Origin of the sequence: Ensifer sp. R-19, assembly GCF_049905105.1 — a bacterium.
Taxonomy (GTDB): Bacteria; Pseudomonadota; Alphaproteobacteria; order Rhizobiales; family Rhizobiaceae; genus Ensifer.
In genome coordinates, this window is record NZ_CP184569.1 from 2,065,938 (window position 1) to 2,088,917 (window position 22,980).

Annotated in this window: 22 protein-coding genes; 8 read left to right on the forward strand and 14 right to left on the reverse strand. The window is 63.3% G+C overall.

The window, feature by feature from the left end; translation table 11 throughout:
* The first annotated feature begins 126 nt into the window (after nt 1-126).
* The 4 genes from ACN9MO_RS10155 (at nt 127) to ACN9MO_RS10170 (ending at nt 4,098) form a co-directional block, all read left to right on the forward strand.
* Nucleotides 127-1,884, forward strand: coding sequence for an adenylate/guanylate cyclase domain-containing protein (locus tag ACN9MO_RS10155; protein WP_057253850.1), 1,758 nt, complete (start codon nt 127-129; stop codon nt 1,882-1,884).
* 201 nt (nt 1,885-2,085) lie between these two features.
* The gene (locus ACN9MO_RS10160; RefSeq protein WP_057253848.1) at nt 2,086-2,490 is read left to right on the forward strand and encodes an antitoxin Xre-like helix-turn-helix domain-containing protein; all 405 of its coding nucleotides are present in this window, start codon (nt 2,086-2,088) and stop codon (nt 2,488-2,490) included.
* Nucleotides 2,487-3,176, forward strand: coding sequence for an RES family NAD+ phosphorylase (locus ACN9MO_RS10165; protein ID WP_113133441.1), 690 nt, complete (start codon nt 2,487-2,489; stop codon nt 3,174-3,176). The genes ACN9MO_RS10160 and ACN9MO_RS10165 overlap by 4 nt, the downstream gene beginning before the upstream one ends.
* 475 nt (nt 3,177-3,651) lie before the next feature.
* Nucleotides 3,652-4,098 carry a GNAT family N-acetyltransferase gene (locus tag ACN9MO_RS10170; RefSeq protein ID WP_113133440.1) on the forward strand — a complete coding sequence of 149 codons (447 nt, stop codon included), beginning with the start codon at nt 3,652-3,654 and terminating at the stop codon, nt 4,096-4,098.
* A gap of 71 nt (nt 4,099-4,169) precedes the next feature.
* On the opposite strand, the gene ACN9MO_RS10175 is transcribed toward ACN9MO_RS10170, so the two are convergent.
* The gene (locus ACN9MO_RS10175; protein ID WP_113133439.1) at nt 4,170-5,366 is read right to left on the reverse strand and encodes a TCR/Tet family MFS transporter; all 1,197 of its coding nucleotides are present in this window, start codon (nt 5,364-5,366) and stop codon (nt 4,170-4,172) included.
* A 467-nt stretch (nt 5,367-5,833) separates the two neighbouring features.
* On the opposite strand from ACN9MO_RS10175, the gene ACN9MO_RS10180 reads away from it, so the two are divergent.
* Nucleotides 5,834-6,352, forward strand: coding sequence for a GNAT family N-acetyltransferase (locus tag ACN9MO_RS10180; protein WP_057253840.1), 519 nt, complete (start codon nt 5,834-5,836; stop codon nt 6,350-6,352).
* Between the two features lie 69 nt (nt 6,353-6,421).
* On the opposite strand, the gene ACN9MO_RS10185 is transcribed toward ACN9MO_RS10180, so the two are convergent.
* From ACN9MO_RS10185 to ACN9MO_RS10195, 3 genes are all read right to left on the reverse strand, one after another.
* The gene (locus tag ACN9MO_RS10185) at nt 6,422-7,987 is read right to left on the reverse strand and encodes a PAS domain-containing protein (RefSeq protein WP_113133438.1); all 1,566 of its coding nucleotides are present in this window, start codon (nt 7,985-7,987) and stop codon (nt 6,422-6,424) included.
* Nucleotides 7,988-8,172: 185 nt separating this feature from the next.
* Nucleotides 8,173-8,940 (reverse strand): adenylate/guanylate cyclase domain-containing protein, encoded by a 768-nt coding sequence (locus ACN9MO_RS10190; RefSeq protein ID WP_113133437.1) that lies wholly within the window; start codon nt 8,938-8,940, stop codon nt 8,173-8,175.
* 112 nt (nt 8,941-9,052) lie between these two features.
* A complete protein-coding gene (locus ACN9MO_RS10195; RefSeq protein WP_058327125.1) occupies nt 9,053-9,940 on the reverse strand; it encodes a LysR family transcriptional regulator in 888 nt (295 codons plus the stop codon).
* A gap of 125 nt (nt 9,941-10,065) precedes the next feature.
* Here ACN9MO_RS10195 and ACN9MO_RS10200 point away from each other — a divergent pair, with 125 nt between their 5' ends.
* The gene (locus ACN9MO_RS10200) at nt 10,066-10,422 is read left to right on the forward strand and encodes an antibiotic biosynthesis monooxygenase (RefSeq protein ID WP_057253833.1); all 357 of its coding nucleotides are present in this window, start codon (nt 10,066-10,068) and stop codon (nt 10,420-10,422) included.
* A 181-nt stretch (nt 10,423-10,603) separates the two neighbouring features.
* Here the strand turns inward: ACN9MO_RS10200 and ACN9MO_RS10205 are convergent, their stop codons facing one another.
* From ACN9MO_RS10205 to napE, 9 genes are all read right to left on the reverse strand, one after another.
* The gene (locus ACN9MO_RS10205; protein WP_113133740.1) at nt 10,604-12,043 is read right to left on the reverse strand and encodes a DUF1254 domain-containing protein; all 1,440 of its coding nucleotides are present in this window, start codon (nt 12,041-12,043) and stop codon (nt 10,604-10,606) included.
* Nucleotides 12,044-12,205: 162 nt separating this feature from the next.
* Nucleotides 12,206-13,054: a hypothetical protein gene (locus ACN9MO_RS10210; protein ID WP_058327127.1), complete on the reverse strand. Its 849-nt coding sequence runs from the start codon at nt 13,052-13,054 to the stop codon at nt 12,206-12,208.
* Nucleotides 13,055-13,529: 475 nt separating this feature from the next.
* The gene (locus ACN9MO_RS10215; protein WP_113133739.1) at nt 13,530-13,952 is read right to left on the reverse strand and encodes a YciI family protein; all 423 of its coding nucleotides are present in this window, start codon (nt 13,950-13,952) and stop codon (nt 13,530-13,532) included.
* A gap of 536 nt (nt 13,953-14,488) precedes the next feature.
* Nucleotides 14,489-15,181 carry a NapC/NirT family cytochrome c gene (locus tag ACN9MO_RS10220; RefSeq protein ID WP_162733738.1) on the reverse strand — a complete coding sequence of 231 codons (693 nt, stop codon included), beginning with the start codon at nt 15,179-15,181 and terminating at the stop codon, nt 14,489-14,491.
* A 4-nt stretch (nt 15,182-15,185) separates the two neighbouring features.
* On the reverse strand, nt 15,186-15,641 hold the full coding sequence (locus ACN9MO_RS10225) for a nitrate reductase cytochrome c-type subunit (protein ID WP_058322419.1): 456 nt from the start codon (nt 15,639-15,641) through the stop codon (nt 15,186-15,188).
* 110 nt (nt 15,642-15,751) lie between these two features.
* Nucleotides 15,752-18,259, reverse strand: a complete 2,508-nt coding sequence (gene napA, locus ACN9MO_RS10230) for a periplasmic nitrate reductase subunit alpha (RefSeq protein ID WP_113133738.1) — start codon at nt 18,257-18,259, stop codon at nt 15,752-15,754.
* A complete protein-coding gene (locus tag ACN9MO_RS10235; RefSeq protein ID WP_113133737.1) occupies nt 18,256-18,540 on the reverse strand; it encodes a chaperone NapD in 285 nt (94 codons plus the stop codon). The genes napA and ACN9MO_RS10235 overlap by 4 nt, the downstream gene beginning before the upstream one ends.
* A complete protein-coding gene (gene napF, locus ACN9MO_RS10240) occupies nt 18,533-19,039 on the reverse strand; it encodes a ferredoxin-type protein NapF (protein WP_375293055.1) in 507 nt (168 codons plus the stop codon). Before napF ends, ACN9MO_RS10235 begins: the two co-directional genes overlap by 8 nt.
* Nucleotides 19,040-19,041: 2 nt before the next feature.
* Entirely contained in the window at nt 19,042-19,230 is a 189-nt protein-coding gene (gene napE / locus ACN9MO_RS10245; protein ID WP_057253815.1) for a periplasmic nitrate reductase, NapE protein, read from the reverse strand.
* 388 nt (nt 19,231-19,618) lie between these two features.
* Here napE and ACN9MO_RS10250 point away from each other — a divergent pair, with 388 nt between their 5' ends.
* Nucleotides 19,619-19,993, forward strand: a complete 375-nt coding sequence (locus ACN9MO_RS10250; protein WP_057253813.1) for a DUF4180 domain-containing protein — start codon at nt 19,619-19,621, stop codon at nt 19,991-19,993.
* Nucleotides 19,994-20,072: 79 nt separating this feature from the next.
* Here the strand turns inward: ACN9MO_RS10250 and ACN9MO_RS10255 are convergent, their stop codons facing one another.
* Nucleotides 20,073-21,515: an MFS transporter gene (locus ACN9MO_RS10255; RefSeq protein ID WP_113133736.1), complete on the reverse strand. Its 1,443-nt coding sequence runs from the start codon at nt 21,513-21,515 to the stop codon at nt 20,073-20,075.
* A gap of 310 nt (nt 21,516-21,825) precedes the next feature.
* On the opposite strand from ACN9MO_RS10255, the gene ACN9MO_RS10260 reads away from it, so the two are divergent.
* Nucleotides 21,826-22,737, forward strand: coding sequence for a LysR family transcriptional regulator (locus ACN9MO_RS10260; RefSeq protein ID WP_057253809.1), 912 nt, complete (start codon nt 21,826-21,828; stop codon nt 22,735-22,737).
* Nucleotides 22,738-22,980 lie beyond the last annotated feature (243 nt).

A 22,980-nucleotide genomic window follows, 5' to 3' on the forward strand; every position in this document is an offset into this window, starting at 1 on the left:
GCGTCGCTATACGACCGTCTCAGTGGTATCATGAACCAGCACGGTCGCGGTGTCGGGCAGCCGGATGGTGCATGTCGCGTCAATTGCCTGGCTTCATCCGGCGGATCTCCTGAGGGGGAGACAGCCATGGCAACTGCAAGAGCAGAGCGGCGGCTGGCCGCGATCCTGGCCGCTGATGTCGTCGGCTATTCCCACCTCGTCGAACATGACGAGGCTGGGACGGTGTCGGCCCTCAAGGTTCTGCGCCGGGAGGTGATCGATCCGCTGCTGGCCGACCATCAGGGCCGTATTGTCAAGCTGATGGGCGACGGTGCGCTCGTGGAGTTCGGCTCGGTCGTCGATGCCGTCGCGTGCGCGGTCGCCATCCAGAAGGGGGTTGCCGAGAACCAGGCCGATATCCCGACGGAGCGACGCATCATCTTCCGGATCGGCGTCAATCTCGGTGATGTGATCCATGAGGTTGATGGGGATCTCTACGGCGATGGCGTCAACATCGCGGCCCGCCTCCAGACCTTGGCGGATCCAGGCGGCATTTGCATTTCCGGCACGGCGTACGATCACCTCCCGGGCAAGCTTGACTGCGGCTATGAGTACCTCGGCGAACGCGCGCTCAAGAACATGGAGCGGCCGGTGCGACTGTACCGCCCCCTTCTGGAAAGGACGACCGCAGGAACGGTATCGCCCAGGCCCGCACTTCCGGATCGACCATCCATTGCCGTGCTGCCGTTCAACGTCATGAGCGCCGACCCGGAGCAGGACTTCTTCAGCGATGGACTCACCGAGGACATCACCACCGCGCTATCCAAGCTCAAGGGCTTCTTCGTGATCGCCCGCAACACGATGTTCACCTACAAGGGAAAGCCCGTGGATGTGCGCGCCATCGGGCGCGAACTCGGGATCCGCTATATTCTCGAGGGGAGTGTGCGCAAGTCCGGCAACCGGGTAAGGGTGACCGCGCAGCTCATCGATGCGGCCTCCGAAGTCCAACTCTGGGCCGAGAGGTACGACGGCGACCTCGGCGACATCTTCGTCATTCAGGACGAAATCACTGCAAGCGTCGTCGGCCGCATCGGGCCGGAACTCCTGGCGGCAGAGCATGCCCGCGAAAGCCCCAAGCCGCATCATGGCCTTGATGCTTGGGAATGTGTCGTGCGGGCGGTGTTCCTGTGTTCCCAGTTGTCTGAGGAGAGCAGCGGCAAGATGCTCCCCCTGCTCGATCGGGCAATCGGACTGGCTCCCGGTTATGCCCAGGCGCTCGCGATGAAAGGTTGGATTACCGTGTGGCGCGCGTTCCAGGGGTGGGAGGACATGGGACACGCCCTGGCCCTTGCCAGGGATTTCGTCCAACAAGCCATTGCCGCGGACGATAAGGAACAGTGGACTTACCTTGCGCAGGCGATGATAGCCTTTGCGACGCGTGACAATGTCCTGGCGATGGCAGCGATCAGCCAGGCTGTCGCGATCAACCCCAACTCCGCGTTTGCGCACGGCCAGTTGGGGCTTGCGCATGCCAACGGGGGCCGCGCGGCGGACGCCATTCCTTGCATCGACTACGCCCTCAGACTGAGCCCCCGCGAGGCTTTTCTCGGCGACTTTCAGTTTTACTACGCCATGGCTTATTTCCAGGGCGCGAATTACGAACTTGGATTGAGTTACGCACGGGAGGCGCATCGCTTGCGGTCCGGCCACGCGGTTCCGCTGATCATCGGCACGGCCTGTGCCGGACTTCTGGACAACCAGGAGGCTGCCACGGACTTGCTCGGACGGCTCAAGTCGCTAGTCCCTGACATCTCACGGGACGCCGTCGCAGCAACATCTTCTTTCGTTCGCGCCGAGGATCGGGCGCGTCTCATCGAGGGACTTGCCCGTGCCGGCCTGAATTGACGGGTTGGATCGACCTCGAGAACCGATCGCTCCCCATCAGAGGCACGCACGCAGGAAAATTCCGATCCAGCCGGAGCCACGGCGGTGATGTCTCTCCGGCAGCACCCCGCACAGCAAACGTCGCCATCGCCCCTTGACTTCTCGCCCAGCATCGCCATTTCATATCATATGATACACGAAGTCGCGGCATAGGAGACAAAAATGGCCAGCGCTCAACCGGCTTTCGCCCCCGATCGGCAAGCGGCCCGGCAGGAAGAGGCGGTTATCGTCAAGGCCGTGGTCAAAGCCTGCGACTTCTGGAACCTCACCAACAGGGAGGCCGCCCAGCTCTTCGACGTGCCGATCGCCACCTGGAACCGCATGAAGGCCGGTGACTTCAAGGGCAGGCTCGACCAGGACAAGCGCATGCGCGCGAGCCTGATCGTCGGCATCTTCAAGGGGCTGCGGCTCTTCTTCAACGGCCCGCTCACCTATCAATGGCCGAAGGCGGTCAATACCGGTCCGCTGTTCAATGGCCACTCGCCCGTCGATCTCATGATCGAGGGCGGCATTCCGGTGATGCTGAAGGTGCGACGCTATCTCGATGGCCTGCGCGGCGGCCTATGATATCAGAGATCGACTTCAACGAGCCGGCGACCGTCCGGCTGATCTCGACCGCCTATATTGACGAGCCCGCCGTCAAGCCGCTGGCCGACGATGACGACGAGATCGATATCCTCAACCGGCTGGAGGCGATCACCTCGGCGCGCCTCAGCCCCCTCGCCCTGCCTGTCGGCGTCGATCCGGCCGAACTGCTGAACGAGACCTTCGGCTACGGCTGGTCGCTGATCAATGCCGCCTTCTGCCATGCGCGCCCGCCGGGCAACCGCTTCAACGGCGAGGAGCGCGGCGCCTGGTATTGCGCCTTCGGCCCGCGCGCGCTTCAAACCTGTCAGGCGGAAATCGTCTATCACCGCACCCGGGCGCTCAGCGAAGCCGGCAGCTTTCACGACATCGGCCGCTACCGCGAGCTGATCGCCGGCTTCACCTGCCGCTTTCATGATGCGCGCGCAGAAAAGGGAGCCGCCTATCTCGATCCCGATACCACGGTCGCCTACCCCGCCGGCCAGGCGCTCGCCGCCACCATCCTCGCGGAAGGCGGCAACGGCCTGATCTACCCTTCCGCCCGCGACCCCGAGGGCGAATGCCTCGCCGTCTTCCGCCCCGCCGTCATCCAGAACATCCGCCAGGGCCGCACCATCACCTTTCAATGGTCGGGCGCGCCCGAGCCGCGCATCCTGGACGAAGACTGATCCTCAGGAGCCGGCGGAAGTGCCGAGAGCGGCCCCGCAATGTTCCCGCAATGCAGCCTAACGACAAGGACTCGCCTTTCCGGATTCCGGCGCTAGACTTGCCGGGGCCGGATTCGGCCTGAACAGAAACAACTTATAAATCAAATTGTTATTGACGCCTTTGCCCGGCGGAACACGCGCCACGCATCCGTCAAGAACTGCCCCTCACCCTCCCCCTCTCCCCGCAGGCGGGGAGAGGGAAAACGGTAAGCGTCCCGCCTCGCCGTAGCCCGTTGAAGGCTGCGACCAGACCGGATTGGCCCGACCTGCAATCGCTAGAGATGGACACAGGCAGGCGCCACAGCGTCCCTTCTCCCCACCCGTAGGGAGAAGCTGCCGGCAGGCGGATGAGGAGCAATCCTCACCGTGCGGATGAGGGGTGTGCTGCAAGCGCCGCGCCGGATACCGGCACCGAGCGTCAAACACGAGGAAACGAATGACGATCACACTTTTGCCAGTCGATGCCGTCGATCCCGACACCATCCGAAAATTGGACGTGCATGAAAACCAGATGGATTTCATCGCCAGCAACGCGGAGTCGCTGGAAGAACTCGCCGAACGCCCCGAATGCGTGGGCTTTGCCGTGATGGTCGAAGGCGCGCCCGTCGGCTTCGCCATGTATGCGCTCGATCCGGATGACGGCAATCACTGGATCTATCGTCTGATGATCGACGCCCGCCACCAGGGCAAGGGCTACGGTGCCAAGGCGCTTGCCGCCCTGCTGGAACATATGGCCGGCATCCCCGAATGCGGCGACATCTATCTCGGCGTCTACCCGGAAAACACCCGCGCCCACGCCCTTTATCACCGCTTCGGTTTCCGCGAGACCGGCATGATGCTCGGCGAGGAGAAGGTGATGCGGCTGGATCGCCCATCGAAATAGCCCCTCGGAGCATCGTCCCGCTCGGCAGCGGATGGGATCATTGCGATCCCATCCACATGCCCCGCGGGGCGTTATGACGCGACTGAGGCCGCCACCGGTTTCGTCAGGCGCAGGCCGAGAACCAGCAGCCCGCCCAGCGCATAAACGACGACGACCGAAAGCCAGATCGCGCCCGGCCATTGCGCGCGAACGACGAAGTAGATGCTCGAGAACGCGAGCGGACTGATGATCGATGCCAGGCTCACGGCCGAGGCCAGCACGCCCTGGAACTGGCCCTGCTGGCTCTCATCGACCTGCCGGGTCGCGAGCGATTGCAGCGCCGGCACGCCGATGCCGCCGAGCGCAAAGACCGGCATGATCGCGAAGATCATCCAGCCCTCGGTCGCGAAGGCCATGACGGTCAGGGCAAGGCAGACGCCGGCGACGCCCACCAGAATGGCGCCGCGATCGCCGAAGAGTTTTACCGCCGGTCCCGGGAGAAACGCCTGCGCAAACGTCTGGCAGACGCCAAAGGCGCCGAGCGACAGGCCGATCCAGAACCCGTTCCACTGGAACGTCTCGCTGCCCCAGAGCGCCCAGCAGGTGCCATAGGCCTCGCCCGTGGCGCTGAAGATCAGGAAGAGAAAGACGATCGGCAGCACGCTCTTCACCGAGAACACCCAGCGCAGCGGCCGAAGCGGGTTGAGCGCGGCAAGGTCGATCCTCTCGCGGCTCGGTGCGCGCGACTCCGGCAGCACGAAGTACGCCAGAGCCAAATTGCAGCCGTTCAGGACCGCCGCGGCGACGAAGGGCAAACGCAGCCAGTGGTCGCCGAGCACCCCGCCGAGAACCGGGCCGATGATGAAGCCGATGCCGAACATGGCGTTGAACAGGCCGAAGCGCTGCGCACGCTTGTCCTCGGGCGTGATGTCGGTGAGGTAGGCGGTTGCGACCGACATGTTGGCGCTCGTCAGCCCGGCGATCGCACGGCCCGCAAAGAGCATCCAGAGATTGGGCGCAAAGGCGAGGAACAGATAGTTGACCGCAGCACCCGCGAGCGAGATCAAGAGCACGGGCCGGCGGCCCAGCCGATCGCTGAGCGCACCCAGCACCGGCGCGCAGATGAACTGCATGACCGCATAGAGCGCGGTCATCGTGCCGATATAGGGCGCCACGTTGTCGGCATGGATCACGTCCTTCAGCAGCCAAGGCAGGATGGGAAAGATGAGGCCGATGCCCACGGCATCGAGCACAATGGCAGTAAAAATGACGATGAGGGATTTCTTCATGATGCGTTCCGATCAACGCAAGCACGCCCACGCCAAGAGGCGCCGATGCCTTGCGATTGGGTGACCTGACGATGCAGGCGATAGGTTTTGGGAAACGCTGGCCGATCCGTGCTCAAACGGCAGGGATGGCGTGTGCTTGACTGCCTGGACGTGGATTCGTCCACCTGTTTACTCCGCCACTGAGCGGATCAAGGGAAGCAGTCGCTTTTCGCGATGGCATGCAATTAACACCGGATGGCGGGACGCGGCAAGCCCCACGTTTTTGCGGAAGCAGAAGCGCGCCGCGCTCAGCACCGGCAAATGGTCAACAGGGCCTTTTTCGACTACAGTTGCGGCAGAAACCACGACATTCGTCAGAGCGGACAAGTCCTTGAGCCCGGCCCGACTGTGGCCTCCCTTTCGGTGGCCGCGGAACTCGGGACGGAGCGCCCGCTTTCCGATGCAGAATTCGTGAGTGGAGCGCAGCGATGGAACAGAACTCCGAGATCGGCCCGGCCGAAGCTGACGACTTTCCTGCCATTCGATCCTTGTGCAACGGCTTCCTCGACTGGTGCCGATCGCGCTATGGCGAAAACGCCTGGTTCGTCGACCGGTACTACACGCCGGAACAATGGGCCGCACTCCTGGACAGCCTGCCGAAAATCCATTCGGCTCCAGATGGGGAGATTCTTGTTGCCCGCCTGAACGGAAAGGTGGTCGGCTGTGTGATGATGCAGCGGATCGACGAACGTACATGCGAGATGAAGCGAATGTTCATCAGCCCGGAGGGCCGAGGCTTGGGGCTGGGCCGCCGTCTCGCCGAGGCCCTCGTGCGCGTGGCTGCCGAGCGGGGCTATGCCGCCATGCGGCTGGATACCGGCCGCAACCACGATGAGGCGTTGAGCCTCTACCGCTCCCTGGGATTCCAGGAGATCGCACCCTACTACAAAGCACCTCCCGAACTGCGCAACCATCTCATCTTCATGGAAGCCCCTCTGGCCGGGTAGTCGCGTCCCCCCTCGCGATGTGTCTTCGCAGTGGCAGAGCAAGGTTGCAGAACAGTGTCGAAGCCTGCCTCATCGAGCCATGTTGAGCTCGGAGACCGGCATGGAGATGGTGCAGCGCAGGCCATCCGGCCCAAGGGCGAAGCTCGTTCTCGCCTCAAGCTGGTAGGGCAGCGCCCGCTCGATCAGTTCGCGCCCGTGCCCGATGCCCTCGCCGGCACCGGTTGCCGGCGGCATGCGCACGCCGCTTTCGTGCCAGTCGATGTGAAGCCAGAGCTTTTGATCCTGCCCGGCCTCGACATGCCAGCGAACGGAAAGTGCTGCACCGGCCTGACCCAAGGCACCGTACTTGACGGCATTGTTGGCCAGTTCATGAAGGGCCATGGTCAGCGTTTGCACCGTCGACGAACGCAGCTTCACGCCGCTGGGACCGTCCAGCCGCACACGCCCCATATCCGCATCCACCGCCGCCAGTTCTGCCCGGAGCAGCTCATCGAAGGTGACCCGCTGCTGGTTGGCCAGGCGCGACAACAGGCCCTGGACCCTGGCCAGCGCCGACAGGCGGCTGCGAAAATGCGCGCTGAAATCCGGCAGGTCCTTGGCTCTGCGGGCGGTGGTTTCGGCAACGGCCCGGACAACCGCCATGAGGTTTCGGGTGCGATGCTGCAGCTCGGCAACCAGCGCCTTCTGGCGGTCTTCCCATTGCCGCCGCTCGGTGGTGTCGGTCATCGCGCCCACCATGCGGATCGCCTGCCCGCCTTGATCGTAGAAGAAACGGCCGCGGCCGTGCAGCCAGCGAACGGCGCCATTCGGATGCAGGGTGCGAAACTCCGTGACGAACTCTGTGCGGGCCTCCCGCGCGTGCTGCAGCAAGGCCTCGGTCTCCGCCCGGTCATCCGGGTGGATGCGCGCGGACCAGTTTTCATAGCTGGGCGTCACCTCGTCCACCCCGTAACCCAGCATGCGAAAATACTCGTCGCTCCAATGCACCTCTCCGGTTAGGACATTCCAGTCCCAGAGCCCCAGACCGCCGACCTCCACCGCCGTCCGCAACCGTTCCTCGCTCGCCCGAAGCGCCGTCTCCGTCTTCTCGCGCTCGATCAGGTCGGCCGCCTGTCGTGCCAGCACGTCGAGGAGACGCAGTTCCCGCTCCTTCGGTCGGTGCACATGCGCCCAATGGGTCGACAACATCCCGATGAGCGTTCCGACGCGGGAATGGAGCGGCGTGGTCTGCACGGCGCGGATCCCGCTCTGCCGGTAATGGGCCAGATCCGCCGTCCCCTGCATGAACGCAGCGGTTTCGACATCCGAAACGACGACGCGCCGCCCGGTGCGCAGGGCGAGCGCGCAGGTGGAAGCCCGGTCCATGCTGACCCAATGCCAGAATTGCGCGGCCTCGTCGCTGAAGCCGCGATGGGAAAGCAGGCGTAGCTCTCCAGCGGCGCCCCGGTCGGCATCCAGCATCTGCAGGCTGGCGAATTGCGAGCGCATGATGGCGGCCGCACCATCCAAAATGGTCTCGTAGACGGCCTGCGGTCGCCCGTCCTTGATCAGTTCGAGGCTGATGGCCTGCAGCCGCTCGCTGTCTTCCAGCTCGGCCTTCATCTGTTCCCGGCTTTGATCGTGCGCGATGGTCATCGAGGCGCTCCCTTCCCGACGAGACACCCAAGGGCGCAGCGGCAGCCGTGCAAAGGACGTTGTCGCGCAAATCCGCGCCAACTGCTGGCAGCTTGCTCCGGGCCTACCCCTATCGCCTCAGTGCAATCTCCCTCTATACACCATTTCGGCGAGTGGGCTCCCTCCAGTTGCAACGGTGCGCCGGATCAGTGCACAGCCAGCACCCTCGCCTCTACCGGTTGGTCGATGCCCTTCAGGACAAGCAGCCGGGTTCCGGCGCCCGTCGTGAGCGCTGCCGCCTCAGCGGCGGTCTCGGGTGAGATCAGGATCTCGCCCGCCTCAGCCTGGGATTCGAGCCTTGAGGCCAGGTTGACCGTGCCGCCGATCGCGGTGAAATCGCTGCGGAAGCTCGAGAACTCGCCGATCTCGACCTCGCCCGAGTGAATGCCGACACCGACGCCGAGCGTCTCTCCCTTGAGGTCGTCGAACTGCAGGCTGCCAAGTGCCGCCGCGCAGAGCCGCTGGATGTCCCTCCCGGCCAGGATCGCGGCTTCCGCGTGATCTTTCCTGATAATGGGAAAATTGAAGATCGCCATCAGCCCGTCGCCCATCTGCTTGTTGACGATGCCGTCATGCGCCCAGATCGCCTGGGCGCAGCGGTCCTGAAACAGGCTGACGATTTCGCTGAGCCGGACACGCTCGATGCGCTCGGACAAATGGGTGAAGCCGCGGATGTCGGCAAAAAGAATGGTCGCGCTTGCCGCAACGTGACTCTGCTTCTTGACGTAACGGAAGGAGCGCTCGCAGATCGTGCAGATGTTGGGGTTCATCTTGCTGCGGGTGATGCCGAAGGCACGAAACGGCAGCGCCAGCGGCCCGCGAATGGGGATCGGCATGTGCATCTGGTCCCAGCATCCGCGGCAGATCCTGGCGTCGCCGCGATTGGCCGGCTGCATGGTAGAGGCTTCGGTCATGGTCTGCGTCTCCGGCTCACATGGCCAAAGTGGCGTAGACGGAGCTTCTGCCATTTGTCGCGCTTTAGCAACGGCTGGAATAATACAAGGCGCCTGCCGTACGGCCCGGCCGTTACTCGGCAAACAGGTTCGCGGCCATGAAGTCGACGAAGGCACGGACCTTTGGCGAGAGATATCGATTGGTCGGCCACAGCACGCGGAATGTGCCCGTTTCGCGAAGGCAATCCTCCAGCAGCGATACCAGCTTGCCTTCCGCCAGTTCCGACGACACGGCGAACGGCGGCAGACAGGTGATGCCGAAGGATCGCTCCGCCAGGAAGATCAAGGGCTCGAGTGTGCTCGCAACCGTGGTCACGGGCAGATCGAGCTTGACCTCGCGCCCGTCACGAACGAGCGGCCAGGGTTCGAGGCGGCCGGAGTTCGCGTACCGGTGATGGAGGCAGCGATGCCCGAGCAGGTCTTCCGGCACCTTCGGCCGACCGTGCGCGGCGAGATACTCCGGAGCCGCGACGATCCTGTGCCGGAACGTCCCGAGCTTGCGGCTCATGAGGCGCGTATCCTTGACCTCGCCTGTTCGGATGACGGCATCGAAGCCCTCCTCGATGACGTCGACCAGCCGATCGGTGAAATCGAGGTCGAGGTTGATCAATGGGTAGGCTCGCATGAAATCCGATATGGTCGGCATCAGGAGCATGCCGGCCAAAGGCAGGCTGACACGGAGCTGCCCGCGCGGCGTCGCGTGCGACCGCGACAGCTGCGCCTGGGCTGCCTCGAATTCGGATTGGATGCGGCGACAAGTGTCGAGAAAGAAGCTCCCGTCCTCGGTCAGCGCCATGCTTCTCGTCGACCGATTGAAGAGACGCACGCCCATCTCGTCTTCGAGCCGCGCGATGGCCTTGCCGACCGCAGAACCCGAAAGGCCGAGCCGATGGCCGGCGGCCACGAAGCTGCCTGCCTCTGCGACCTGAATGAAAATGCTGAGCGTTCCGAGCTTGTCCATCGTCTGCCGATTGCGGAATTAATTTCCGAAGTGATGAGAATACCCGCTCGTTTATCCGCTATTTCCCCGTCGATATCCAGAGGTCGTCGCGGTCGATGCGCTGCGACGTTCAAATGGAGAGCCCCATGAATACGAGCCTTACCCCCACTTTCTCAGCTTCCCCCGCTCCGACGACCTTTGTCGTCAACGTCATCCACGCTCACCCCGGCAAGCAGGAGGAAGCCTTCGCGATCATCCAGGACGTCGTGCACTACGTCGCCGAGCGGAAGGAAGGGTTCCTGTGGAGCACTTTGGCGAAGAGCACGGACGGACAGACGGTCGTCAATGTCGAGGCAATCCAGGGAACCGGAAATGTCGGTGAGTTCTTCTCCGACCCGGTGTTCGTGGAGAAGTTCCGGAAGCTGGACGAGGTCTCCCGGAGCGAGTTTCACACCTACTCGGTCGGCGATCTCGTCCTGCCGAAGCGCGTATCCGTGGCCTGATCGCTGCTGCATGTTTCCCTTAGCCGTACCCGGTTAAAGGACAAAAACATGCAGCAATTCAAAGTGCTACAGCGACCTTTGCGCGTCTGACAAGACGCGCGGCGCTACTGCATGTTTCCTTTAATCGTACCCGATTAAAGGACAAAAACATGCAGCAATTCAAAGTGCTATAGCGCCTCTATCATCCCGCCTTCTTCACCGGCGGGATGACCCATGAGCCATCGAGAATGGACGGCGGGCTGTCGTCGGGCCAGTAGAGCCGCATCATCAGGATGAACTTGCCCTTCGGCGCGGGCAGCCAGTTGTTCTCCTTGTCAGCTCCGGGCGTTTCGTTCTGGATGTAGATCTCCGTCGACCCGTCGGCATTGGCCTTGGGGCTGACGCGTGCGCTGATCGAATAGCGATTGATCGGATTGTCGACGAAGAAATAGTCCTCGTCATACATGGTGATCGACCAGAAACCGCGCACCGGCGGCAATTGTCCCTTTGGAAACGTAACGACGTATTTGTTCGAGCCGTGGTAGGCGCGGGAGAAGAGGCCGTCCTTGGATTTCAGCGACGTCGGATAGATCGCATCCTGAGGACGATTGGCGCCGAGGCCGATCGCCGTGATCAGTGCACGCTGCAGATAGCCCGTGCCGTAGATGCCGGTCTTGGTGGTAAAGCCCCATCCATTGATGTCCTGAACGTCGCCATCGCTGAACTTGAAATGCAGCATGATGCGATGGAACGCCATGGCGGGAATGCGCGAGACGAAAGCGGCATCCAGCTTGCTCTTGTCGAAGTCCTTGCCGGGCACGATGCCGATTTCGGCGAACTTGGCGACCGCTTCCGTATCCGCAGCCGTCGGCGGATTGGTCTTCATCAGTTCGCAGAGCAATGTGAAGTACTCGACCGCGTCCATGCGGTTGACCTGTTCGCGCACCGCCGTCTTCATGTCGATGGTCGGGTCGATCTTGCCCGCCGGCGGCGTCCAGTCCTTGCCATAGGCGCTGAGCGGCGAAAGCTTGCACTGATCCTGTAGCGCGTGAACCGCCGCATAGTCCTCGGGCGAGCCATCGCAATAGATGCGACCGAGGATCCAGACGACGCTCGTTGCCGACTTGTATTCGGTCACGCCGTCGGGAATGGTGCCCTGCCAGCCGGTCCCGGTGATCGCGTAGGACTGCGCCCCGTCGCCGGTCGTCCGCTTGCCCGGCACCTGAAACACCGTCGTCCAGCCGTCGAGCATCGGAAACAGGAAGTAGCGATCCTTCATGTCCGGGATCGACAATACCCAGGGCTCCTTGCCCACGTCGACGAAGGCCGTCGTATAAAGCGTATCGGCGTTCGGCGCGGTCACATCCTTGAAGGAAGCGTTCGGATACTCCCTAAGCTTGATGATATGCCCCATCGGCCCCTTGCTGCCTTCGGGCTGCGCCACATTGGTGACGACCCGTCGGGTCATTTCCATCGTCACCAGGGGATAGCCGTAGATATAGGCTTCCACCGCCAACCAGAAATCGTCAGCCGCCTCGACCGGATCGATCAGCGGAGATTCCAGAGCATTCGCAGGTAAAGTTGAAACCGTTGCGAGCAGGCCAGCGCCTCCCAAAGCGACGGCACGGCGTGTCATGTCCATATTCGCCTCCCTCTTGCCCTCATGGCGACGAGAGGTTAGCACATACTAAATAATGCTACTAGGCATTGTATCCGTGTGAATTTCACGCGAGCTAGGGGCATTTGCTGCGATCAGCTGCCCCGACTCGCGGGGCAGCACGAGATGCGACTGCCAAGCAGCCGATCAGAACGACAGGCGGTTGCTGGACCAGACCGGGCCGAGGCGCTCTTCTTCCTTAAGCGTCGCGGAACCGTAGGAGAAGCGCAGGCCCCCGAAGATGGTGCTGGTGTCACCGGAGACCGATGCGCTCAGCCCCGACAGCTCCTCATTGGTGTATTTGTAGCCGGCAAAGAGCGTGACCGGGAAAGCGTCCAGCCGGTAGTTGGCCGTCAGCTTCAGGCTGCGCAGATCGTAATCCAGGTCGTTTTCGCTCATGCGATGAAGCGAGCCGTCGACGTCGAAGCGCAGGTTGTCGGTCGCGTAAATGCGGGCACCGAGCGAGCCCATGTAATGATCGGCGTCGATGTCGTCGAAGTCTTCCACGCTCGCCTGGCCGTAGCCGACCGCACCATGCAGCGTCCAGGTATCGAGAAAATAGGCCCCTTCGAGGCCACCCATGTAATCGTTGAGGTCGACGCCAATGCCCGGGTCGAGCCGCGCGCCTTGCACAAAGACGCCTGCCGCATAGAGATCGTTGCGGTAGTAGCCGTGCAGCGCGCCGTCATAGCTGTTGGTATCGACGTCTTCATAGGACGCGCGCGTGTAGCCGAGATCGACCTGCAGGTTCAGGCCGGCACCGGCATCGAAGTTCACGGCGCCGCGCAGGTCCCAGGCATCCGTATCGATATCGCCGGGTGTATCGACGCCGGCTCCATAGGAGCCCTCGATGTAGCCGACGATGCCGCCGGATGCTTGCTCCACCGGCACTTCATAGGCGTCCTGCGTCCCGACCAGCGGACCGTCGATATCGGCGGCGGCCGCGAACTGAACACTTGATAAAAGAAAAATGACGAAACCGCTCGCCCTGACCATTGCCCCACTCCGGTTGAAACCCCTGAGAATAGGTAAGCAAATATGGTTAATACAATCTCTACGGGAAACCGACCGAGCGGACCGCTAACGGCGCCACAGTTCGGACACTGTGGTAGCCGCTCATCCGGCATGTGGGCTGCTTTCTTCCCGCTCACCGCCCAACACTTGCGGCTGCCCCTCATCCGCCCGGTGAGGGCTTGCCCCTCATCCGGCCTGCCGGCCACCTTCTCCCCGCGCGCGGGGAGAAGGGCACGCGTGGCGCCCGCTCGCCTCGACAACAAGCGCCACAGTTTCACTCCGGGCTAATTGGTTTGCCCCCCGACTAAACCCCGTTTGACCCTGACTGCGGCCGCGTTCGAAAACGCCGCGAACCGGGCTCGTCCCCTCTCCCCGCTTGGCAGGGAGAGGGTTAGTCCTCGGGTTAAACCCGAGGAGAGGGGCAAGCCCACCCTTAAGCGTCAGCAGAGTGACGTCCCTACTGCTTGGCGATCTTCTCGCGCAGGCGCTCGTCCTGTGCGGCGATCTCCGGCGTCAGCGCGTCGCCGAAATCGGCGGCTTCGAAGACCGGGCGGATTTCGATTTCGCTCGGGCCCGGCATCGGGTTCGGGCAGCGCTTGACCCAGGCGATCGCCTCGTCCATGTCCTTGACGGTCCAGATCCAGAAGCCGGCGACCAGTTCCTTGGTCTCGGCAAAGGGGCCGTCGATGACCAGTCGATTGGGCCCGTCGAAGGCGACGCGGGCGCCACGCGAGGAAGGATGCAAGCCTTCGCCCGCCTGCATGATGCCGGCATTGACCAGTTCCTCATTGAACTTGCCCATGGCTTCCAGGAGCTCGGTCGAAGGCATCTTGCCCGCTTCGCTGTCCTCGGTCGCCTTTACAAAAACCACTACGCGCATCGTCCAATCTCCTCTGTCACGCCGTCCCGGTCGTTGCGACCCCTGGGGGTATCGGCGCGGTGAAACCCAGATAGTGAGAGCGGTTTGCGGGCGAAAGACCCGCGCGGATTTTTTCCTATCCCGCTCCAGTGGAGGAAGCCAGATTGGCCTCCCTGGCTAAATGACGAACGGGCAACGATGGGTCCGACATCGCTGGCGAAATTTTTCAGGAAAAATGATGATGTGGAGGGAGGCGAACGGAAAGCCAAGGCCAGCCTGTCCATTGCTGCCCGTCCTCGTAGGCTCCGTAGGCTCGGCGGTCGCAGCACCCTCCACCCTCATCTCTGTGCTCGTCACAGAGATCCAGCCGCCGTGCGTCGGCACGGCGGGAGATGGAGTGCCAACACTCGACATTTGGAAGATCTCTCGCGCCGCCGACGCGGCGCGGCTGGATTCCTGTGACAAGCACAGGAATGAGGGAGATCCTGGTTGGCACCCCTCAACCGGCAGCAGCCCACCTTCACAGCCGCTCGACAAGCCGAACGACCGGCCACATGTTAAGGCTGATGCAACTCCGCCAGCGCCTGCCTCAGATCGTCGATCGGCGTCTGGTTCGCCATCTTCTTGCCCTCGAGCTCCGGCGGCATCTTCCAGCCGGGGTCGATGCCCTCCATGTTGGGCAGTTCGTGCGCGATGCCCTTGTGGCAGTCGATGCAGGTGGCCTTGCCGGAGAGCAGATAGCGGGTATGGATCTCGGCCGCGCGCTGCGTCTGCTTCTGCAGGTCCATGGCAACGGAGGAATGGCAGTTGCGGCACTCCAGGCTGTCATTGGCCTTCATGCGCGCCCATTCATGCTGGGCCAGCTCCAGCCGTTTTTCGAGGAATTTCGACCTTGTGTTGATTGTGCCGAAGATCTTGCCCCAGACCTCCTTCGACGCCTGCATCTTGCGGGCGATCTTGTCGGTCCACTGGTGCGGCACGTGGCAATCCGGACAGGTGGCGCGCACGCCGGAACGGTTGGAGAAGTGGATGGTGCGCGTCAGCTCCTGGTAGACGTTGTCGTGCATCTCGTGACAGGAGGTGCAGAACTTCTCGGTGTTGGTGAGTTCCAACGCCGTATTGAAGGCGCCCCAGAACATCACGCCGCCGATGAAGCCGCCGAGCGTGAGGAAGCCCAAGCCCAGCGTGCCGGCCGGCGTCGCCATGATGTGCCAGGCCCAGAGGATAAGTTTCCTGATCCATGCGATCATGATGTCACTCGCTTCCGGCCGGCTTGAAGCCCAACTCGCTCATATCCTTGAAATTGCTCGGCACCAGCGGGCTGGTGTCCGCCTGCGGCACATGGCAGGCCGTGCAGAAATAGCGCCGTGGCGAAACGTCGGCGATCATCTGCCCGTCGCGCGTCATGTAGTGGGTGACGCTGATCATCGGCGCGCCCGAATCCTGGGTGAATTCGCGCTTGTGGCAGGAAAGGCAGCGGTTGGCATTGACCGAAAGCTCGTAGCCCTCGATCGAATGCGGGATGACCGGCGGCTGGTCGGGGTAGGCGCGCATCTTGCGCTTGTCGTCGACCACCCATTTCGGCAGCGGTGCCGCCGCTTCGGTGGCCATCTGCGGCGTCGGGCCTTCGAGCTGCGGCACCAGCTTTTCCGCAACTTGAGCCACGGCGGCAGTGGTGACGAACACCATCAGCCCGGCGGCCATCGCCATCCAGACGGGCCGCTTCGGGCCAGCAAAGGTGCGAAGCGGTCTTGCCTGAGGAACTGCCCCGAAACAAAGAGACAGGACGTTTCCGCAAATCCGCTTCAGCCGAAAAAACCCTAGAGGGTGACGGGAACGATCTTGACCGCGCATTTTTTGAAATCCGTCTGTTTGGAGATGGGATCGGTGGCGTCGAGAGTGACCTTGTTGATGAGCTGGCTGGCGTCGAACCAGGGAACGAAGATGACGCCGGGCGGCATGCGGTTGCGGCCGCGGATATCGACGCGCGAGCGGATTTCGCCGCGCCGCGAGACGATGCGCACTTCCATGCCCTGGTTGATGCCGCGCTTGCGCGCGTCCTCGGCATTCATGAAGACGCGTGCACCCGGAAACGCCTTGTAAAGCTCCGGCACCCGCATGGTCATCGAGCCCGAGTGCCAGTGTTCGAGCACCCGGCCGGTCACCAGCCAGGTGTCGTATTCCTCGTCGGGGGATTCGGCCGGCGGCTCGTAGGGCACGGCGAGAATGATCGCCTTGCCGTCCTTGTTGCCATAAAATTTCACGCCCTCGCCCGCCTTCACGTAAGGGTCGAAGCCCTCGCGGTAGCGCCACTTCGTTTCCTGGCCGTTGACGACGGGCCAGCGTAAGCCCCTGACCTCATGATAGGTGTCGTAGGGCGCCAGGTCGTGGCCGTGGCCGCGGCCGAAGGTGGCATATTCCTCGAACAGGCCCTTCTGGACGTAGAAGCCGAAGTCCTTGGCCTCGTTGTTGTCGTATTCGGCGCTGACGTCGGTAATCGGATAGCGGTCCACTTCGCCATTTTTGAACAGCACTTCGAACAGCGTCTTGCCCCGATATTCGGGGCTGGCGTCGAGGATTTCCTTCGGCCACACCTCGTCGGTTACGAAGCGCTTGGAGAATTCCACCAACTGCCAGAGATCCGAGCGCGCCTCGCCGGGGGCCTGGACGAGCTGATGCCAGACATGGGTGCGCCGCTCGGCATTGCCGTAGGCGCCCTCCTTCTCCACCCACATGGCGGCGGGCAGGATCAGGTCGGCGCTCATCGCCGTGATCGTCGGATAGGCATCGGAAACGACGATGAAGTTGTCCGGGTTGCGATAGCCCTGCCAGGTCTCGTTGGCGGTGTTGGGTCCCGCCTGGACGTTGTTGTTGACCTGCACCCAGTAGAAGTTGAGCTTGCCGTCCTTCAGCATCCGGTCCTGCTGCACGGCGTGATAGCCGGGCTTTTCCGGGATGATGCCGTGCGGGATGCGCCAGATCTCCTCCGCATGCTTGCGGTGCTCGGGATTGGTCACCACCATGTCCGCCGGCAGGCGGTGCGCGAAGGTGCCGACCTCGCGCGCCGTGCCGCAGGCCGAAGGCTGGCCGGTCAGCGAGAACGGGCTGTTGCCGGGCTCGGAGATCTTGCCGGTCAGAAGGTGCAGGTTATAGACCATCTGGTTGGCCCAGACGCCGCGCACATGCTGGTTGAAGCCCATGGTCCAGAGCGACATGACCTTGCGGCTGGGGTCGGCATAGAGCTCGGCAAGCTGCTTCAGGAATTCCGGCTCGACGCCGGTCAGTTCGACGGTCTTTTCCAGCGTGTATTCCGAAACGAATTCCTTGAACGCCTCGAAATCCATCGGCTCGGTCTTGCCCGGGTCCTTGGAGTTGGCGGCATTGACCTCGACCGGATTGTCGGGCCTCAGGCCATAGCCAATGTCGGTGACGCCGCGGGCAAACTTGGTGTGCTTGCTGACGAAGTCCTCGTTGACGCGGCCAGTCTCGATGATGTGGTTGGCGATATAGTTGAGGATCGCCAGATCCGTGCCTGGCTTGAAGACGATCGGGATGTCGGCCAGGTCCATGCTGCGATGGGTGAAGGTCGAAAGCACCGCGACCCGCACATGCGGCTGGCCGAGGCGGCGATCGGCGACGCGCGTCCAGAGAATCGGGTGCATCTCCGCCATGTTCGAGCCCCAGAGCACGAAGGCATCGGCGTTCTCGAAATCGTCGTAGCAGCCCATCGGCTCGTCCATGCCGAAAGTGCGCATGAAGGCGACGGCGGCAGACGCCATGCAGTGGCGGGCATTGGGGTCGAGGTTGTTGGAGCGGAAGCCCGCCCGCATCAGCTTCGTCGCGGCATAGCCCTCGAAGATCGTCCACTGGCCGGAGCCGAACATGCCGACCGCCGTCGGCCCCTTCTCCTTCAGCACCTTCTTCGCCTGCTCGGCCATGACGTTGAAGGCCTCGTCCCAGCTCACCGGCTCGAACTCGCCGTCCTTGGCGTAGGCGCCGCCGCGCTTGCGCAGGAGCGGCGTCGTCAGCCGGTCGTTGCCATACATGATCTTGGAGAGGAAATAGCCCTTGATGCAGTTGAGGCCGCGGTTGACCTCCGCCTGCATGTCGCCGTGGGTGGCGACGACCTGGCCCTCCTTCACGCCCACCATCACGCCGCAGCCCGTGCCGCAGAAGCGGCACGGCGCCTTGGACCATTTGATCTCCAGCGCGTTTACACCGCCCGGCACCGGCTGTGCGGCGGCAGGCAGCGCAATGCCGGCCGTGGCGGCGGCGATGCCGGCTGCGTGGGCTTTCAGAATGTCACGCCGCGTCAGTTGTCCGCTCATGGCTCCTGCCTTTCCTCTTCCATTTCGACATGCTCGAAAACCATGTTGGCCGAGATCACCCCATCAAGCAGCGAGATCTTCGTCAGGCACTCGCCGAGCTGGCCCGTGCTTCTGCCTTCGATGACGATGACGATCTTGCCGCCGCCATGGCCGTGGATTTCGACGTTTTCCATTCCCTGCAGCATCTGAAGGATGCTCTCGGTGCTGGCAGGCATCGTGGCGACCACGGCGCTCGAAATGTGATAGGGCGTGCCCGCCTTTGCCGTTGCGGCCTCAGACATGAGCCACCTCCGCTTCCATTGCCTTGACCGCGATCGCGCTGACCGGGCAGCCCGAGAGGCAGGCGCCGCAACCGGTGCATTTGGCCTCGTTGATCTCAGGCAGGAACGGCCCGCCGATGCGCGGGCGAAAGCGGATCGCCTGCTCCGAACAGCTTTCGCCGCAGGACTGGCAGGCGACGTTGCGGCGCGCCAGGCACGTATCGGTGATCGCGGCGACATGGGGGAAGCGCCGCACGTCCTTTGCCTCGAACACCGGCTGAGGACAGGCTTCCTCGCAGGCGCCGCAAAAGGTGCATTCGCCGCGCGAAAAGTCGACGAAGGGGAGACCGTCTGCGAGACGGATTATGCCGGTGGGACATCGTTCCCCGCAGGCGCCGCAGCCGGTGCAGGCCGCAAGGCTTGCCTCCGAAACACCGGGCGGCCGGATGCGGGCGGGCTTTGCGGCGGCGCGGCCGGTAAAGAGTTCACGGCGGGAAAGAGGTTCGATGCCCATGGCCAACCTCAATGTCCCGGAGGACCAGGCGGCCCGAAGATGATCTGCAGCATCCAGACGAGGAAGCCATAGCCGCCGACGATGCCGACGGCGACGATCGGCCAGATGCCGAAGGCGAGCACCAGGAAGGTGAGCAGCTCCGCACGCCGCGAGCGCGGCGGCCTTTCGATCGGCTGTGGCTGAACGAGTTCTGGCATTTCTGCGTCCCCCAACACAATCTAAGGTAAGATGCGCCACCCGAAATAAAAATCAATCCCGTAACCGGCAGATGACAAGAATGTATCCTGTTGCAGAATAGATAGCGAACTGAGCGGGTCATTGATCTGGGTCAAAACAACAGGATTCCAACGGGAAAATCGTCCGAAACTCTCGGATCGCGCGCCGAAATAACTCGCGAAGAACAAACAATTTTACGAGATTCGTTATGTTTAAAAGAATACATCGATTCAGGACCGATCGCCCGAGCCAGTCAAACAGCGCAAACGTCGGGCGAATTTCACGGACGGTGAACGCGGCGCTTGCTCGGCCGCAGCGCCTGACACGACCCCTCTTGCAACCCAGGGCTTTATCCCCTATCCCGAACGCATGACACAGCTTCTCGAAATCGGAACCGCGCGCGTGCTGAAATGCGCAAATGATGGCCCCCTTCTCAAGGTGCCGGGCGACGCCAATGATTTTCTCGGCGACGCCTGGGCGCATGAGGCCACCCTGGTGGCGATCCCTGTGGAACGGCTTGGGGCCGATTTCCTCGATCTTTCGACCCGTATTGCCGGCGACGTGTTCCAGAAGTTCGTCAACTACCGCATGCGGCTCGCCATCGTCGGCGATATCAGCGCCAGGCTCGAAGGCAGCAAGGCGCTGACCGATTTCGTGCGCGAGACGAACAAGGGAAATTCCATCTGGTTCGTCCCGGATTTCGAGACGCTCAGCGCCAGGCTTGCGAGCGCGCCGGTCGCCTGATCCCGGGCCGGCAAGGGATAGGAGAACGAGCACGTGGTTTGGCACGACCAAACCATCGTGATCCCGCATCCGTCCCTTGTCACGAGGCGTTACGAGAGCCCATGCTCGCTCCGCCCAACACCCGGCTCCCGGCCGCGATCGCCAGTGCGATCACGGTCAGCACACCCGCGACCACAAAGGTCACCCGCATGCCACCCGCGACCGCCTCCGGCGCGGCTTTGGCGATATCGCTTGCGGCCACGGCCAAGGCGAAGACCGCGCCCATGACCGATGCACCGGTGACCAGACCGAGATTGCGCGAAAGGTTGAGCAGGCCGGAAACGACGCCGCGCTTGTCTGGGCCGACGTCGGCCATGACGGCCGTGTTGTTGGCCGCCTGGAAGAGCTGGTAGCCGGGCGTCAGCATCGCGATCGCCGCGATATAGCCGACGACGCCAAGGAGACCCGGCAGCAGCGCAAGAGCAGCACACCCCGCAACCATTGCCACGAGACCGGCCGTCACCACCGATCGCGCCCCCAGCCGATCGACGATCCGGCCGGCGGCCACGCCGCCGAAGGCCGAGATGACCGGCCCGACCGACATGACGAGCCCGACCGTCGCCGCATCGAGCCCGAGCCCGCGGGAGAGAAAGAACGGCCCGACCACCAGCGTCGCCATCATCACCGTCGAGACCAGCACGTTGGTCGAAAGCCCGACGCTTAAAGCGGGGTCGCGAAACATCGACGGCCGGACGAGCGGCGAGGCGACCTTCGCCTCGACCAGCAGGAAGAGCCCAAGCCCGAGAGCCGCGGCCGAGAGCAGCACGACATTGAGCACGCCGAAACTGCCGCGCCCCAGCGTCATCGCCAGCGCATAGGCGCCGAGCGAAAACGCCAGCAACAGCGTGCCCGGCACATCGAAGCGCGGGCGCTGCCCGCCCTCAGTCTTCCGGTCGGCCGGCAGATGCCGACGGACGAGAAAGAGCGCCACGAGACCAAGCGACACGTTGACGAGAAAGATCGCCCGCCAGCCCGGACCGGCAATCAGCGCACCGCCAAGCGAGGGCCCGAGTGCTGTGCCGACCGCCGACATGGTGCCGAGCAGGCCCATGGCGCTGCCGGTCCTCGCCTTCGGCACCGCCTCGCCGACAAAGGCCATGGTCAGCGCCATCATGATAGCGGCGCCGATCCCCTGCACCCCCCGCGCCGCAATCAGTAGTGCAAAGCCTGGCGTGAGGCCGCAAAGGACGGAAGCCGCGGTAAAGAGCGCGATACCGGCAATAAGCAGCCGCCGCCGGCCGACGATATCGCCAAGCCGCCCGACGCTGACGATCAGCGTGGTGATCGCCAGCAGATAGGCAAGCACCACCCATTGCACCGCCTGAAAGGACGCGCCGAAAGCGTCCGCCAGCGCCGGCAGGGCGACATTGGCGCTGCTGGTGCCAAGCGAGGAGAGCAGCATGGAAAGCGAGAGGCTGGCGAGCACCCAGCGAACGGAAGGCGCTAGAGCGGCCGGGGGCATGGTGGTGTCTGTCGAGGTCATCGGCCACCTCCCGCGCACAAGGCTTCGCGACGCGCAGTTCTCGCACAGAAAATCCCTTGAAAATAAAGAGTTAGAGCAACTTCGTGACTCTGTTTATGCGGCAATCCCATGCGATTGGACCGGGGCATCGGGGACATCGGAAAACGGCCAAGGGCCATGGGCGCCAGTCGGCGTGTAAGCATCGGGAAACCCTCCAAATTCGGTTCCCCGAGAACCTAATCTCCTGAAACATAGGGCGGAAGGCGCAGCATTTGCACTTCATTCGTGCGTTTGACGCCACATCATGGTCGAACTCATGCTATGAAAGGCCATGACCAGACCCGACCTCAACCTGCTCGTGACCCTTGATGTGCTGCTTTCGGAAGGCAGCGTCGCCCGCGCCGCCAGGCGCCTGCAGCTCAGCCCATCCGCCATGAGCCGGGCGCTGGCCCGGCTGCGCGAGGCGACCGGCGATCCGCTGCTGGTGCGCGCCGGCCGTGGCCTCGTGCCCACGCCAAGGGCCCTCGAACTCGCAGCCCGCGTCGGCCCGCTGGTCGAAGCGGCCGAAGCCTGCCTCCGCCCCGCCGAAAGCCTGGACCTGAAGACGCTTACCCGCACCTTCACGCTCAGGAACCGCGAGGGTTTCGTCGAGAATTTCGGCCCGGCGCTGATTGCCCGCGTAGCCAGGCAAGCCCCCGGCGTGCGCCTTCGCTTCGTGCAGAAACTCGACCGGGAAAGCAGCCCGTTGCGCGAAGGCAGCGTCGACCTCGAAACCGGCGTGATTGGGGAAGCGACAGGCCCGGAGCTTCGGGCGCAGGCCCTCTTCCACGACCGCTTCGTCGGCGTGGTGCGATCAGGCCACTCGTTTTCGAGCGGCGAGATCACCGCCGCCCGCTACGCCAGAGGCCGCCACGTCCACGTCTCCCGACGCGGCAACGACACCGGCCCGATCGACGCCGCCCTTCAGCCCCTCGGCCTCAAACGCGAGATCGCCACATCCGTCGGCAGCTTCTCCGAGGCCTTAGCGCTCGCCCGCGCCACCGACCTCATCGCCAGCGTCCCCGAACGCTACACCGGAACACTCCGCGAAAACCTCTTCACCTTCCCCCTGCCGGTCACCCTGCCCGAGATCACCATCTCGCTGATCTGGCACCCCCGCCTCGACGCGGATCCAGCGCACCGGTGGTTAAGGTTGTGTGTGCGGGAGGTGTGTGGGGGTGGAGCTGGAGGGATCCGCGGCTGATCTCACCTGACCAATGGACGTATCACTTGCATGTTCGAGGAATTAGGTCACGTCAGACTAACGGATGCGGAATAGGTCGAGCCAGCGATGATGAATCGTCAGCGGAAGATCCCGCGCTATCCCTACTGCATGTCTCCTTAAATCGACCTCGATCTAAGGACAAAGACGTGCAGCAAATCAAAGCGCTACAGCGACCTTTGGGCGTCTGTTAAAAAACGCGGCGCCGTAGTGCCCCCAAACCAA

Coding starts and splice junctions, on each gene's coding strand:
- ACN9MO_RS10155 (WP_057253850.1), top strand. CDS start 127: ATGGCAACTGCAAGAGCAGAGCGGCGGCTGGCCGCGATCCTGGCCGCT.
- ACN9MO_RS10160 (WP_057253848.1), top strand. CDS start 2,086: ATGGCCAGCGCTCAACCGGCTTTCGCCCCCGATCGGCAAGCGGCCCGG.
- ACN9MO_RS10165 (WP_113133441.1), top strand. CDS start 2,487: ATGATATCAGAGATCGACTTCAACGAGCCGGCGACCGTCCGGCTGATC.
- ACN9MO_RS10170 (WP_113133440.1), top strand. CDS start 3,652: ATGACGATCACACTTTTGCCAGTCGATGCCGTCGATCCCGACACCATC.
- ACN9MO_RS10175 (WP_113133439.1), bottom strand. CDS start 5,366: ATGAAGAAATCCCTCATCGTCATTTTTACTGCCATTGTGCTCGATGCC.
- ACN9MO_RS10180 (WP_057253840.1), top strand. CDS start 5,834: ATGGAACAGAACTCCGAGATCGGCCCGGCCGAAGCTGACGACTTTCCT.
- ACN9MO_RS10185 (WP_113133438.1), bottom strand. CDS start 7,987: ATGACCATCGCGCACGATCAAAGCCGGGAACAGATGAAGGCCGAGCTG.
- ACN9MO_RS10190 (WP_113133437.1), bottom strand. CDS start 8,940: ATGACCGAAGCCTCTACCATGCAGCCGGCCAATCGCGGCGACGCCAGG.
- ACN9MO_RS10195 (WP_058327125.1), bottom strand. CDS start 9,940: ATGGACAAGCTCGGAACGCTCAGCATTTTCATTCAGGTCGCAGAGGCA.
- ACN9MO_RS10200 (WP_057253833.1), top strand. CDS start 10,066: ATGAATACGAGCCTTACCCCCACTTTCTCAGCTTCCCCCGCTCCGACG.
- ACN9MO_RS10205 (WP_113133740.1), bottom strand. CDS start 12,043: ATGGACATGACACGCCGTGCCGTCGCTTTGGGAGGCGCTGGCCTGCTC.
- ACN9MO_RS10210 (WP_058327127.1), bottom strand. CDS start 13,054: ATGGTCAGGGCGAGCGGTTTCGTCATTTTTCTTTTATCAAGTGTTCAG.
- ACN9MO_RS10215 (WP_113133739.1), bottom strand. CDS start 13,952: ATGCGCGTAGTGGTTTTTGTAAAGGCGACCGAGGACAGCGAAGCGGGC.
- ACN9MO_RS10220 (WP_162733738.1), bottom strand. CDS start 15,181: ATGATCGCATGGATCAGGAAACTTATCCTCTGGGCCTGGCACATCATG.
- ACN9MO_RS10225 (WP_058322419.1), bottom strand. CDS start 15,641: ATGGCGATGGCCGCCGGGCTGATGGTGTTCGTCACCACTGCCGCCGTG.
- napA (WP_113133738.1), bottom strand. CDS start 18,259: ATGAGCGGACAACTGACGCGGCGTGACATTCTGAAAGCCCACGCAGCC.
- ACN9MO_RS10235 (WP_113133737.1), bottom strand. CDS start 18,540: ATGTCTGAGGCCGCAACGGCAAAGGCGGGCACGCCCTATCACATTTCG.
- napE (WP_057253815.1), bottom strand. CDS start 19,230: ATGCCAGAACTCGTTCAGCCACAGCCGATCGAAAGGCCGCCGCGCTCG.
- ACN9MO_RS10250 (WP_057253813.1), top strand. CDS start 19,619: ATGACACAGCTTCTCGAAATCGGAACCGCGCGCGTGCTGAAATGCGCA.
- ACN9MO_RS10255 (WP_113133736.1), bottom strand. CDS start 21,515: ATGACCTCGACAGACACCACCATGCCCCCGGCCGCTCTAGCGCCTTCC.
- ACN9MO_RS10260 (WP_057253809.1), top strand. CDS start 21,826: ATGACCAGACCCGACCTCAACCTGCTCGTGACCCTTGATGTGCTGCTT.